The sequence below is a fragment of the Pseudomonas sp. B21-023 genome (genome assembly GCF_024749165.1).
Classification (GTDB): domain Bacteria; phylum Pseudomonadota; class Gammaproteobacteria; order Pseudomonadales; family Pseudomonadaceae; genus Aquipseudomonas.
Window position 1 is genome coordinate 547,599 of the sequence record NZ_CP087190.1, and the last position, 13,065, is coordinate 560,663.

10 protein-coding genes are annotated in these 13,065 nt (G+C 65.5%); 4 read left to right on the forward strand and 6 right to left on the reverse strand.

Going from position 1 to position 13,065, the window contains the following annotated elements:
• Window positions 1-38: 38 nt before the first annotated feature.
• The 4 genes from LOY42_RS02545 to LOY42_RS02560 all read left to right on the forward strand — a co-directional run bounded on the left by LOY42_RS02545 (window position 39) and on the right by LOY42_RS02560 (window position 3,576).
• Window positions 39-668: a transcriptional regulator gene (locus tag LOY42_RS02545; RefSeq protein ID WP_110702077.1), complete on the forward strand. Its 630-nt coding sequence runs from the start codon at window positions 39-41 to the stop codon at window positions 666-668.
• Between the two features lie 98 nt (window positions 669-766).
• The gene (locus LOY42_RS02550) at window positions 767-1,744 is read left to right on the forward strand and encodes a threonine/serine dehydratase (protein WP_258599745.1); all 978 of its coding nucleotides are present in this window, start codon (window positions 767-769) and stop codon (window positions 1,742-1,744) included.
• Window positions 1,741-2,688: an ornithine cyclodeaminase family protein gene (locus tag LOY42_RS02555; protein WP_139673954.1), complete on the forward strand. Its 948-nt coding sequence runs from the start codon at window positions 1,741-1,743 to the stop codon at window positions 2,686-2,688. The genes LOY42_RS02550 and LOY42_RS02555 overlap by 4 nt, the downstream gene beginning before the upstream one ends.
• 150 nt (window positions 2,689-2,838) lie before the next feature.
• Window positions 2,839-3,576 (forward strand): ABC transporter substrate-binding protein, encoded by a 738-nt coding sequence (locus LOY42_RS02560; protein WP_258599746.1) that lies wholly within the window; start codon window positions 2,839-2,841, stop codon window positions 3,574-3,576.
• Between the two features lie 27 nt (window positions 3,577-3,603).
• Here the strand turns inward: LOY42_RS02560 and yccS are convergent, their stop codons facing one another.
• The 6 genes from yccS to LOY42_RS02590 all read right to left on the reverse strand — a co-directional run bounded on the left by yccS (window position 3,604) and on the right by LOY42_RS02590 (window position 13,041).
• Window positions 3,604-5,787: a YccS family putative transporter gene (gene yccS, locus LOY42_RS02565; protein WP_258599747.1), complete on the reverse strand. Its 2,184-nt coding sequence runs from the start codon at window positions 5,785-5,787 to the stop codon at window positions 3,604-3,606.
• A 165-nt stretch (window positions 5,788-5,952) separates the two neighbouring features.
• Entirely contained in the window at window positions 5,953-7,134 is a 1,182-nt protein-coding gene (locus LOY42_RS02570) for an NAD(P)/FAD-dependent oxidoreductase (RefSeq protein ID WP_258599748.1), read from the reverse strand.
• A 131-nt stretch (window positions 7,135-7,265) separates the two neighbouring features.
• Window positions 7,266-8,603 carry an ATP-dependent RNA helicase DbpA gene (gene dbpA, locus LOY42_RS02575; protein WP_258601106.1) on the reverse strand — a complete coding sequence of 446 codons (1,338 nt, stop codon included), beginning with the start codon at window positions 8,601-8,603 and terminating at the stop codon, window positions 7,266-7,268.
• Between the two features lie 112 nt (window positions 8,604-8,715).
• A complete protein-coding gene (gene mdtD, locus LOY42_RS02580; RefSeq protein WP_023632381.1) occupies window positions 8,716-10,143 on the reverse strand; it encodes a multidrug transporter subunit MdtD in 1,428 nt (475 codons plus the stop codon).
• A gap of 124 nt (window positions 10,144-10,267) precedes the next feature.
• Window positions 10,268-11,599 carry a TldD/PmbA family protein gene (locus tag LOY42_RS02585; RefSeq protein WP_139673939.1) on the reverse strand — a complete coding sequence of 444 codons (1,332 nt, stop codon included), beginning with the start codon at window positions 11,597-11,599 and terminating at the stop codon, window positions 10,268-10,270.
• Window positions 11,599-13,041 carry a TldD/PmbA family protein gene (locus tag LOY42_RS02590; RefSeq protein ID WP_139673936.1) on the reverse strand — a complete coding sequence of 481 codons (1,443 nt, stop codon included), beginning with the start codon at window positions 13,039-13,041 and terminating at the stop codon, window positions 11,599-11,601. Before LOY42_RS02590 ends, LOY42_RS02585 begins: the two co-directional genes overlap by 1 nt.
• Window positions 13,042-13,065 lie beyond the last annotated feature (24 nt).

Below are 13,065 nucleotides of genomic sequence, written 5' to 3' on the forward strand. Positions count from 1 at the left end.
CTCTCTCTACGCCACACCTTTCTTTCAGGATGTTCCGTATGTCTTCCAAGGCCATCGACGCTCGTTTCAGCAATTACGCCGCCATGGCCGATGGTGTCGCGACCCTGTTGTTCCCCCATGCCGAAGTGGTGGTCCACGATCTACGCAACCAGACAGTCGTGCATATCGCCAACAATATTTCCAGGCGGCAGTTGGGCGACGACTCGGCGCTGGAGGACCTGCCGGGCGAGCTCGGCGCCACGACGCCGCTGGGACCCTACGAGAAACTCAACTGGAACGGTCAGAAAGTGCGTTCGATCAGCAGTGTCATGGTCGATGAGGCCGGGGCACCCGAGGCGCTGCTGTGCATCAACTTCAACATCTCGGTGCTGGAGCAGGCCAAGCAGGCACTTGACCTGTTCTTCCAGGCCAGCCGCTTGCTGCCCCAGCCAGATGTGCTGTTCCGTGATGACTGGCAGGAGCGCATCAATACCTTCCTGCATGCCTGGCTCAGGCAGCATGGCTTGAGCCTCGACGGGCTCAGTCGGGAGCAGAAACGCGAGTTGGTCGAGGCCCTGCACGGGGAAGGCGCCTTCCGCGGCGGCAGTACGTACGACTACGTGGCCAATATCCTCGGCATGGGCAGGGCTACGGTCTACAAGTATGTGAAGCTCGCGCGGGAGGCATAGTTTCCAGGCTTGTACTTGGTGGAAAAATATTCTACGGTGGATTTTTATTCCATTGTGCGCCGGCGCCTGCCTGTCGCTTCCCGAGGAGATTCCGCCCCATGCCTATCGACGATCTGGCGCTCGCGCAGCTGTACCAATCCATTCTCCAGGCTCATCAGGCCCTGCGCCCGTTGGTACCGGTGACCCCGCTGGCGCGCAGCCTGGCGCTCTCGGCCATGACTGGCTGCGACGTCCATCTCAAGTGCGAACACCTCCAGCTGACCGGATCGTTCAAGTTCCGCGGTGCCAGCAACAAGCTGCGCCTGCTGGGCGAGGCGCAACGGAGCAGGGGGGTTATCGCTGCTTCCTCGGGCAATCATGGGCAAGGGCTTGCCCTGGCCGGTCAGCTGCTGGACGTGCCGGTGACAGTGTATATCAGCGCTGAGGCCTCGCCTGCCAAGATCGAGGCGATGCGTCTGCTGAGGGCGCAGGTGCAGGTTCTGGAGGTCGATTCGCTGGGGGCGGAGCAACTGGCCCGCGAGGAGGCGTTGCGCCAACACAAGCCGTTCGTCTCGCCCTACAACGACCTGGAGGTCATCGCCGGGCAGGGGACCATCGGCATGGAACTGTTCGAGCAGGCGCCGGACCTGGATGCGGTGTTCGTCGCCGTGGGCGGCGGCGGGATGGTGTCCGGGATCGCCACCGCACTGTACAAGCTGGCGCCATCGGTGGAAATCATCGGCTGCTGGCCGGTCAATGCGCCGACCTTGCAACGCTCCATCGAACAAGGCCAGGTCATAGAGATGGACGAGTTACCCACCCTGTCCGACGGCACTGCCGGCGGCGTGGAGGCGGACACGGTCACCTTGCCCCTCTGCCAGCGCCTGCTGACGCGAACCGTGCTGGTCAGCGAGGACGAGATCAGGCAAGCCATGCGCGACGCTGCCGCCTGCGAGCACTGGATCATCGAAGGCGCCGCCGCCGTCGCTCTGGCCGGCATGAAGCAGCTGGCCGGGCAATACCAGGGCAAGAAAGTGGCGGTGGTGTTGTGTGGGCGCAACATCCAGCTGGAGAAATACCTGGAGGCCCTCGCATGAAGATCCACGACCTGCAGGCGATCAAGGCCTGCCTCGACCTCGACGCGATCGAGCGGCGGCTGGTGGACGGTTTCAGGGCCTACAGTGCGGGTCAGGTGCAGGCTCCGCCGGTGCAGAACTTCCAGTTCCGCCAGGCCAATGGCGATTGCTGCATCAAGTCGGCTTATCTCGAAGGCGGCGAAACCTTCGTGGTTAAGGTCTCCAGTGGTTTCTACGACAATCCGGGCAAGGGCCTGCCCAGCAATGACGGCTTGATGCTGGTGTTGTCGGCCCGTACCGGTGAACCGCTGGCCTGGCTGGCCGACCAGGGATGGCTGACTGCCGTGCGCACCGCCCTGGCCGGGCGCATTGTCGCCCGCCTGCTGGCGCCTCGCGAGGTGGAGGCCATCGGCGTGCTTGGCACCGGACTGCAGGCCCGTCTGCAACTTGAATGCCTGATGGCGTTGACGGGCTGTCGCCAGGTGGTTGTCTGGGGGCGCAGTGAGCAAGGCTTGTCGGTCTACCGTGAGCATGCCCGGGCGTTGGGCTTCAGCGTGCAGACGGTCCAGCAGCCGCAGGCTGTCGCGCAGGCGGCCAACCTGATCGTCACCACCACGCCGTCGCGTGAGCCGTTGCTCAGGCGCGAGTGGGTTCGTCCCGGAACCCATATCACGGCGGTCGGCGCGGACTGCGTCGGCAAGCAGGAGCTGGATGCGGCGCTGGTCGCCTCGATGTCGCGAATCATCGTCGACTCGCAGGCCCAGTGCGGAGCCTATGGCGAGGTTTCCCACGCGCTCAAGGCAGGGTCGCTCGAACCTTCTCGCTTGCTGGAACTGGGCGCGGTGCTGGCTGGTCAGGAAGCGGGGCGTCAGGATCAGCACGAGGTCACCCTCGCCGACCTGACCGGTGTCGCGGTTCAGGATGCGCAGATTGCCCAGTGGGTCTTCGAACGCCTGCGCGGCTGAACGATGAAATTGTCCACAGACCGGCCAAAATAGAGGCAATTTGACAGTATTGTCGCGTGCCACAACGATCAGCCTTGTGTAGGCTGCCAGGGCAGTAGTAGTTAAGATCGCCGTTTCCGCGTGGGTTACCAATTGCGAAAGGACTTGAGCATGCGGCCACTGCTTTGCGTTCTTGGTTTACTCGGGCTGTTGTGTGCGGGGCCTGCCCTGGCCCATGGCAAGCTGCGGCTGGTGGCCGACAGCTGGCCGCCCTTTACCGACACCAGCATGCCCGGTGGCGGCCTGGCCACCAGTATCGTCACCACGGCGCTGACCCGTGCCGGCTACGCCACCGAGTTCGAGGAGGTGCCCTGGGCCAGGGCGCTGATGGGCGTGGGCGAGGGACGCTACGATGTACTGATCAATGCCTGGTACAACCAGGAGCGCACCCTGATCGGCCAGTTCTCCGCGACCTACCTGGTCAACCGTATCCGCCTGCTCAAGCGTGAAGGCGAGGCTTTTGCCTATGCCCGCCAGGCTGACCTGTACCCTTACACCATCGCCGTGGTGCGCGACTACGCCTATTCCCCCGAATTCGACAGCGACGAACGCCTGAACAAGGTGCTGGTGCGCAACTTTTCATCGGCGGTGCGCATGCTGGCGGCCGGGCGGGTGAACCTGGCGGTAGAGGATGAATACGTGGCGCGCTACAACCTGCAGCGCGAGCCGCAGCTGGTGCGCGAGGGCGTGGCCTTCGTCGACCCGCCGCTGGGCGAGAACAGCCTGCACATCCTGGTAAGCCTCAAGCACCCGGAGCACAAGAAGATCGTGGCGCGTTTCGAAAAGGCCATCGCCACCATGAAGGCCGACGGCAGTTACGCCCGCCTGATGCGCCAGCATGGTTTCTGAGCCCGCTCTTGGTGTGGGAGCGGGCAATCAGGCGGGTTGACCTTCCTTGATCAGATGCCCGGCCAAGGTCCGCAACGGCCCCAACTGCCGGCAGATCAGCGCCAATTGCGTCTGCACCAGGCGCTGATGCTCGTCCAGCTCCTCGGGCATCTGCTCCAGCGCGTTGGCCAGCGCCTCCTCGGCGTCGCTGTGGATCGCCACCGGCAAGCGTGCCGCCAGGCCATTGGCGATCTCGTCCAGGCTGCTGGCCAGGCTCCGCCCGGCACCATCGATCAACTGCTCATGGACTTCGGCCGGCAGCGCAGTGTCGCGGTGCGCGCCCAGCCCCGAGAGGTAGCTCAGCAAGGTATGTGACAACACCAGGAAGCGGAAGCCGACGTCGGCCTCCTTGCGGAAATGTCCTGGCTCCATGAGCATGTTGGCCAGGGTGGTCGACAGCGCCGCGTCGGCATTGTGCGCATTGCGCCGGGCCAGGCGGTAGGCCAGGTCGTCACGCTTGCCATGGGCGTATTGCTGCATGATCTGGCGCAGGTATTCGCTGGCGCAGGCGAGGGTGTTGGCCAGCACCTTGTTCAAGCGCCGTCCCTGCCAGTCGGGCAGGAACAGGAACACCGCGAGGATGGCGATCAGGCTGCCGACCAGGGTATCGAACAGGCGTGGCAGGAACAGCCCGTAGCCATCGCCGATCTGGTTGAAGCAGAACAGCACCATCAGGGTGATCGCCGCCGTGGCCAGGGTGTAGCGGGTGGTGCGGTTGACGAAGAACACCACCCCTGCGACCACCGCGAACAGCGATTGGACGATCGGGTTGGGGAACAGGTCGAACAGCGCCCAGCCCACGGTCAGGCCGATGGCGGTGCCGATGATCCGTTGCACCAGTTTGCGCCGGGTCGCGCCATAGTTGGGCTGGCAGACGAACAACGTGGTGAGGATGATCCAATAGCCCTGGGTCGGGTGGATCAGGTGAACCATGCCATAGCCCACCGACAACGCCAGCGACAGGCGCAGGGCGTGGCGGAACAGCAACGAGGTGGGTGTCAGCTGGGTGCGCAGGCGTTTCCACACATCCTTGAAGTTGCGTGGCGAGCGGTCGAGCAGGCTGCTGTCGCTGGCATCGGCCAGGCTGTCCGGGTTGCTGGCGGCGCTGAGCAGCCGGTCCAGCGTGGCCAGGTTGGCGGCCAGCGCCCGCAGCGAGCGCAGCAGGCTGCGCCAGGCCGGGTTGTTCTGGGTGCGCAGGTGCTCCAGCGAGGCATTGAGGTCTTCCAGTGCCTCGGGGTAGCCGCTGGCCAGCACGAACGGCTGGCGCAGGCGGATCGAGCGCGCCAGCTCCTGGCAGGACGAGCCCTGCTTGCGCAGCAGGCGTTGGCAGCGGAACATCACGTCGCTATGGAAGAACGCCTCGGTCAGGCCGTTGTACGGATAGTGCGAGGCGCTGACCCGCTCATGGATGTCCTGGGCCAGGAAATACAGCTTGAGGTAGCGGCTGACCTTGGAGTTGGGCTGGCTGTTGCCGACCCGGTGCAGGATGATCTCCTTGGCGGCGTTGAGCGCGGCCACTACCTTGCCATTCTGCTTGGCCAGTTCCAGGCGTGTGGCCTCGACATCAAGGGTGCGGACCGGCTCGAACAGGCTGGCCTTGAGCTTGAGGTAGCTGCCCAGCTCGTAGAACAGCCTGGCCAGGCTCTGTTGCACCGGCTGGTTGGAAAACAGCGCCTGCCACACCACCGACAGCAGTCCGTACCAGGCCGCACCCGTCACCAGCAGCAACGGCTCGTGCCAGAAATCGCTGACCTCTCCGCCGCGCTGGTCGACACCGATCATGGTGTAGACCGACAGGATCAGCGTGGCCGAGGCGATCGCCCCATAGCGTTCGCCCAGGGCCCCGAGCATGGTCAGGGAGAACGCCGCCAGGGCTAGGGCGATTGCAAAGACCCAGGGGTAGGGGAACAACAGCTCGACCGACAGCGCGGCAATGGCGAAACAGCCCAGGGTGACCAGCAGGGCACTGAGGCGGCCCTGCCAGCCATCGTCGGTCTCGGCCAGGGCGCTGGCGATGATGCCGAGGAACAGCGGGATGAGCAGGCTCATCTCGTTCTGGTACCAGCACCAGGCCATGCTGCCGGTGAGGGCGATGGTCACGCGGATGGCATAGCTGAACTTGTCTTGGCCCCACAGGCGACGCAATGAATGGCGGAACGAGCTCGATGACATGATGGCCTGCTGGGCAGTATTCGAAAAAGAATCTCTGGGGCCTCATCGCAGGGCAAGCCCGCCCCCACCGTTCTGACGTGAGAGCGGGCTTGCTTCGCGATGGTTTCGCACCCTTCACAGCACAAACCAGCAAGAAGCGTTCCGTGCTGCTGAATGGATTCTACTCTACACGAACTGCGCCGCCGCGTTGGCCGAGGCCCAGGCCCACTGGAAGTTGAAACCGCCCAGGTGCCCGCTGACATCCAGTACTTCGCCGATGAAGTACAGCCCCGGGCTTTTCAGCGATTCCATGGTTTTCGAAGACACTTCGCGGGTATCCACGCCGCCCAAGGTCACTTCCGCGGTGCGATAGCCTTCGGTCCCCGCCGGCACTACTTGCCAGGCCGCCAATTTTTCGGCGACCTGCGCCAGCTGCGCAGGGGTGTATTGCTTCAGTGGCTTGGACTCGAACCACTGCTCGGCCAGCAAGTTAGCCAGCTTGCGAGTGAACACCTCGCCCAGCACGGTCTTCAGCTCGCTATTGGGACGCTCGGCTTGTTGGCCTTGCAGCCATTCCAAGGCGTTGCGATCAGGTAGCAGGTTGATTTCGACGGTGTCGCCGGCTTCCCAGAACGATGAGATCTGCAGGATCGCTGGCCCGCTCAGGCCACGGTGGGTAAACAGCAGGTTCTCGCGAAAGCTGGTGCCATTGCAGCTGGCGATGCAGTCCAGCGAGGTGCCGGACAGCTCGGTACACAGTGCCTTGAGCTGGGGCTCGGTGATGGTGAACGGTACCAGGCCGGCTCGGGTCGGCAGCAGTTCGTGGCCGAACTGGCGGGCGACCTGATAGCCGAAACCGCTGGCGCCGAGCGTCGGGATCGACAGGCCACCGGTGGCGATTACCAGCGACTGGCAGGCGAATGGGCCGGCGCTGGTCTGCAGGCTGTAGCCGGCCTCGGTCCTTTCGATCTTGTCGATGCTGGTGTTCATGCGCAGCTCGGCGCCGGCCTGGTCGCACTCGGCCAGGAGCATGTCGAGGATGTCGCTGGACTTGTTGTCGCAGAACAGCTGGCCGAGTTTCTTCTCGTGGTACGGCACGCCGTGCTTGCACACCAGCTCGATGAAGTCCCACTGGGTGTAGCGGGCCAATGCCGACTTGCAGAAGTGCGGGTTGTGCGAGAGGAAGTTGGCCGGCTCGGTGTACATGTTGGTGAAGTTGCAGCGCCCGCCGCCGGACATGAGGATCTTCTTGCCCGGTTTGTTGGCGTGGTCGAGCACTAGCACCCGGCGCCCGCGCTGGGCGCTGAGCAGGGCGCACATCAGGCCGGCGGCGCCGGCGCCGAGGATGATCACGTCGGTGGAGTGCACGGTGTTACCTCTTCAATAGCCGGGGCCGCTGCGCGGCCCATCGCCGGCAAGCCGGCTCCCACAGGGATAACACCAAACCCTGTGGGAGCCGGCTTGCCGGCGATGGGCTGCGCAGCAGCCCCAAAAAGACTTCAGACGATACGGACTTTCAGGGCGCGACCTTTGATCTTGCCGCTGTTCAGGCGCTGCATGGCCTGCTTGGCCACTGCCCGCTCCACGGCCACGAATGCCACGAAGTCGAAGATGGCAATCTTGCCCACCTGCTTGCCCGGCAGCCCGGCGTCGCCGGTCAGCGCGCCGAGGATATCGCCCGGGCGCAGCTTGTCCTTGCGCCCGGCGGCGATGCACAGGGTGGTCATCGGTGGCAGCAGCGGCTCGCCGCCTTTGCTTTTGAGGCTGTCCAGCTGTTCCCAGCGCAGCGGCTGCTTCTGCAAGTCTTCGATGGCCTGGGCGCGATGGCCTTCGGCCGGTGCCACCAGGCTGACCGCCACGCCTTTCTCGCCGGCGCGACCGGTACGGCCAACGCGGTGCACGTGGATCTCGGCATCACGCGCCAGTTCGACGTTGATGACCATGTCCAGGCCATCGATGTCCAGGCCGCGGGCGGCCACGTCGGTGGCCACCAGCACCGAGCTGCTGCGGTTGGCGAACATCGTCAGCACCTGGTCGCGGTCACGTTGCTCCAGGTCGCCGTGCAGGGCCTGGGCGACGATGCCCTTGGCGGTGAGGTGGGCGACCACGTCCTCGCACTGCTGCTTGGTGAAGCAGAACGCCACGCAGGACTGTGGACGGTAGTGGCCGAGTACACGGGTCACGGCGTCCAGGCGCTGCTGAGCGTCGATCTCGATGAAGCGCTGTTCAATCTGGTTGTCGCTGTGCAGCGCTTCGACCTTGACCTGTTGCGGCTGGCGCATGAAGGCTTTGGCCAACTGCTCGATACCGGCCGGGTAGGTGGCCGAGAACAGCAGGGTCTGGCGGCGCGCCGGGGTCTTGCCGATGATGCTGGCGATGGCGTCGAAGAAGCCCATGTCGAGCATGCGGTCGGCTTCGTCGAGTACCAGGGTGTTGAGCCCGTCGAGGACCAGTGTGCCCTTGTCCAGGTGCTGCTGGATGCGCCCCGGGGTGCCGACGATGATGTGCGCGCCGTGTTCCAGCGAGGCGATCTGCGGGCCCAACGAGACGCCGCCGCACAGGGTGAGGATCTTGATGTTGTCCTCGGCGCGGGCCAGGCGGCGCAGCTCCTTGGCCACCTGGTCGGCCAGCTCGCGGGTCGGGCACAGCACCAGGGCCTGGCAGCCGAAGTAGCGCGGGTTGATCGGGTTGAGCAGGCCGATGCCGAAGGCGGCGGTCTTGCCGCTGCCGGTCTTGGCCTGGGCGATCAGGTCCTGGCCCTTGAGGATCACCGGCAGGCTCTGGGCCTGGATCGGGGTCATCGAGGCATAGCCCAGGGCGTCCAGGTTGGCCAGCATGGCAGCGGACAGCGGGAGGGTGGCAAAGGCGGTGGTTTCAACGGTCACGAGGCGGGCCTGCGGTGCGAAGCGAAAAATGTCGCACAGTCTACCAGCCTCGAAGCCATTCGCCCTACGACTCCACGTGCTCTTCCGGACGACGGGCGCGCCTTCCGTCTGTCGGCGCCAGTTGCAGGAAGATCGCCGCCGCCAGCATGGCCATCACGCCGATGGTGACGAAGGTCAGCTGGAACGCCCCCAGGGTGCTTTCCACGCCTTCGGCGCTGCCGGCCGCGGTGAAACCACCGAGCAGCGCGCCGGCGCAGGCCACGCCCAGGCTCAGCGACAGTTGCGCGACCACCGACAGCAGGCTGTTGCCGCTGCTGGCGCTGGCGTCGTCCAGGTCGATCAGGGTCACGGTGTTCATCGCCGTGAACTGCATCGAGTTCACCGCACCCAGCATCGCCAGCTGCGCCAGCAGCAGCGCATACGGCGTCTGTTCGTCGACCAGCCCCAGGCTGGCCAGCAGCAGGCCCAGCAGCAGGGTGTTGCCGGTGAGCACGATGCGGTAGCCGAGGCGCTCGATCAGCGGCCGGGCGACCGACTTGGCGAGCATCGCCGCCGCCGCCAGCGGAATCATGCTCATCCCGGCCTGGGCCGGTGAATAACCCAGCGCCACTTGCAGCAGCAACGGCACCAGGAAGGGCAGGGCGCCGCTGCCCAGGCGGGCGAACAGGTTGCCGAGGATGCCGATGGCGAAAGTGCGTACGCGGAATAATGACGGCGAGAACAGTGGCTCCGGGTCGCGCCCGGCGCGCAGCCAGTAGGCGGCCAGGCAGGCCATGCCGGCGAACAGCAACAGCATCACCCGCAGGTGCGGCAGGTGCAGTTCGCCCAGGCCTTCCATGGCGATGGTGATCAGTACCATCGCCGCGCCGAACAACAGGAAGCCAGGCCCGTCGAAGGTGGTGCGCTCGGCGCCGCGCAGGTCGGGGATGAACCTCCACACCGCATAGCAACCCACGGCGCCCACCGGCAGGTTGAGCAGGAAGATCCAGTGCCAGCTGAGGATTTCCACCAGCCAGCCGCCCACGGTCGGGCCGAGCAGTGGCCCCAGCAGGCCGGGGATGGTGATGAAGCTCATGATCCGCACCAGTTCGCTGCGCGGGTAGGCGCGCAACACCACCAGCCTTCCCACGGGCAGCATCAGTGCGCCGCCCAGGCCTTGCACGACCCGGGCGAAGATCAGGAAGCCGAGGCTGTTGGCCATGGCGCACAACAGCGAGCCGAAGCTGAACAGCAGGATGGCGCTGAAGAAAATGCGCTTGGTGCCGAAGCGGTCGGCGATCCAGCCCGATGCCGGGATCAGCAAGGCCACGGTGAGCATATAGGCGATGATCACCCCCTGCATGCGCAGCGGGTCCTCGGCAAGCGACCGGGCCATGGCCGGCAGCGCGGTGTTGAGGATGGTGCCGTCGAGCGATTGCATGAAGAAGGCGATGGCCACCACCCAGGGGATCCAGCGGGCGGTGACGGGGTCCAGCGGGGCACGGTCGGGCATGGGTTACCTCAATGTCCTGTGTTGCCGGTGCTGGCCTCATCGCCGGCAAGCCGGCTCCCACAGGGGCAGTGCATGCCGGCCACTGTTGGAACTGGCTTGTCAGCGATGAGGCCAGTCCTGTCGATCACAATGTCAGGGTCAGGCCTTTGACCAACGCCCCGGGTAGATGACTCGACCCGGTGCTGCGCTGCCCGTAGGTGCTGGTCGACAGGATCATCTCGCGCTCCTGGGTCAGGTCCTCCAGTTGGCTGCCCAGCAGGTTGTAGAGGCTGTCGTCGAAGCGCATGGTGCTCACCGGGCCCTGGATCTGCCCGTTCTCCACCCAGAAAGTGGCGAAGCGGGTCAGCCCGGTCATGCGCGCCGCCGGCAGGTCCGAGTAGTTCAGGTACCAGAGGTTGCTGATGTAAAGGCCAGTGCCCAGGCGTTCGAGAATCTGCTCGCCGGGCAGGTTGCCCGGCGCCAGGCTCAGCGCGCAGGGCGACTCGTAGCTGTCGGCGCCATTGGCCCGCTGGCCGAATTCGACGGCGCTGCGCGCACTCACCAGTCGCTCCAGCGCCCGCCCTTCGCCGATCAGCAGCAGGTCTCGGCGCGGCGAGCCCTCGTCGGAGAAGGCCGGACTCAGCGAGCCGCTGACCTGTTCGCTGAAGCTCACCAGTGGGCTCAACTGCGCGTCGCCGTTGTACAGGCGCTGCAACGGGCTGTTGCCAGTGGCCAGGGCTTGTGTCGAGAAGCCTCCCCAGCACAGCATGCCGGCGATCTCGTCCATCGCCGCCGGCGCCAGGTAGGCGCGGTAGCTGCCGGGCTTGAGGGTGACGGCCGGGCGCCCCAGGTGCGCCAACTGTTCGCGAGCCTGACACAGGCGTGCGGCAAAGGTTTCGCCGCTCCAGGCCTGCCCTGCGTAGTTGGCTTTGACGGCTTGGCCGTTGGCGTGGAACAGGCTCCAGTCAAAGTTGAAACTGTTGGCCTGGTGCCAGCCAAAGGCGCCGAACGAGCTGGCGAAGCCGCGGCAGATGGGGCCGGCGGCATAGATGCCGACCAGGTCCAGATCGCCGGCTCCACGCTCGACCAAGGCCAGCACTTCGTCCAGCTCGGGCAGTGGCTGCTCCTGCAGGCTATGGCTGTGCCAGGCGCTGTCGTCGAGGTTCAGGTAGGGATCTACAGCCAGCAGCGGCAGGGTCTGGCGCAGCTGCGCCAGGGCATCGTGCAGGCGCTGGCGGTCCAGCTCTGAATCGTCGCCCAGGGTGATCTGTTGCTCGGCCTGGCGCCCGTCGCGGACCAGCCGCAACTGCACGCTGGCCTGGCTGACCAGCCCGGCTTGGCGCACCTTGGCGTGGTTGAAACGCACGAACTGCGAGTGCTCGGCGCTGTAGCCCAGGGTGAACTGCTCACCGGGCTGCATGGCGGCGTTCAGGCCATCGAGCAAGCTTTCGAAACGTTGCTGGTAGACGGTGCTCATCAGGCGTCCCCTCCGAATACGTCGATCTGGCGGAACACGCAGGCCGGCGAGGCGTGGCCGACCCGCACCACCTGGTTGGGCTCGCCTTTGCCGCAGTTGGGCGTGCCGAGTACCTGGAAGGTACTGCGGTCACCGACCGCCGAGAGGTTGCGCCAGAAGTCGGCGGAGATGCCGCGATAGTTCGGGTTCTTCACCACGCCCTTGAGTTCGCCGTTCTCGATCAGTTGGCCCCACTCACAACCGAACTGGAATTTGTTGCGCGCATCATCAATGGACCAGGAGCGGTTGGTGCGCATCAGGATGCCGTGCTCGATGCCGGCGATCAGTTGCGCAAGCGTCTGGTCGCCCGGCTCGATATTGAGGTTGGCCATGCGGTCGATCGGCGCGCGGTTCCAGCCGCAGGCGCGGCTGTTGGCCACGCCGTCCAGGCCCGAGCGCAGTTGCGACAGGGCGCCACCCAGGGGGCGCACCAGCAGGCCATCACGGATCAGGAACTGCTTGCTGGCCGGAGTGCCGTCGTCATCGAAGCTGTAGCTGGCCAGCTCCTCATGGATTGTCGGGTCGAAGGTCACGTTGAGCAGCTTCGAGCCGTACTGTAGATGACCGAAGTCGCCGGCTTTGACGAAGCTGGTGCCTGCGTAGTTGCGCTCATCGCCGAGAATGCGGTCCAGTTCCAGCGGGTGGCCGATGGATTCGTGGATCTGCAGCATCATCTGGTCGGGCATCAGCAACAGATCGCGCTGACCGGCCGGGGTGTTCGGTGCCAGCAGCAGTTGCAGCGCCTCGTCGGCCACCCGGCGGGCCGCGCCGACCAGGCCGCAGCGCTCGACCACTTCGAAGCCGCCTTGCTGGCCGAAGTTCTCCCGGCCCAGGCTGCGGCTCTGGCTGTCCTGGCCGTCGCTGGCGGTGACGGCCAAGCCTGGGTAGATGAAGCGCTGGGCGTGACGCAGCTCGGCGCCGGCGGAGTTCAGGTAGGTCTGTTCGACCACACTGAAGCCCAGGCTCGCCTGCCAGTCCACCAGGCGCTCGTCCCTGGGCACGCTGGCCGATTCGGCGGCGAGCAGCTCCAGGCAGTCGGCGAGGTTGGGCAGGGACTGTTCGAAATTGGGCGAGACATGATCGTGACGCCCGCTCGGGGCGGCTTGGCCGCTCAGGTCGAGCAGGCTGCTGGCCTTGATCCGCCGGGCGAGTGCCTCGGCCTGTTCCAGGGCGCGTTGCAGGCCTGCCTGGGACAGGTCGGCGGTGGCCGCGTAGGCCTCGACGCCATTGACCCGCACAGTGAGCATGGCGCCTTCGTCCTGGCTGAAGAAGGGCGGCTCAGCGACGTTGCGCCGAACCGACAGTGACTGGTGCGATTGCTTCACATGGCGAAGCGAGAACAGTTCGGCCGTGCTGCGCAGCGCTTGGAAACGCTGGCGCAGCAGGGTGCTGGAGTCGAACATGGGAAACCTCCGTGTGCGCGGTGG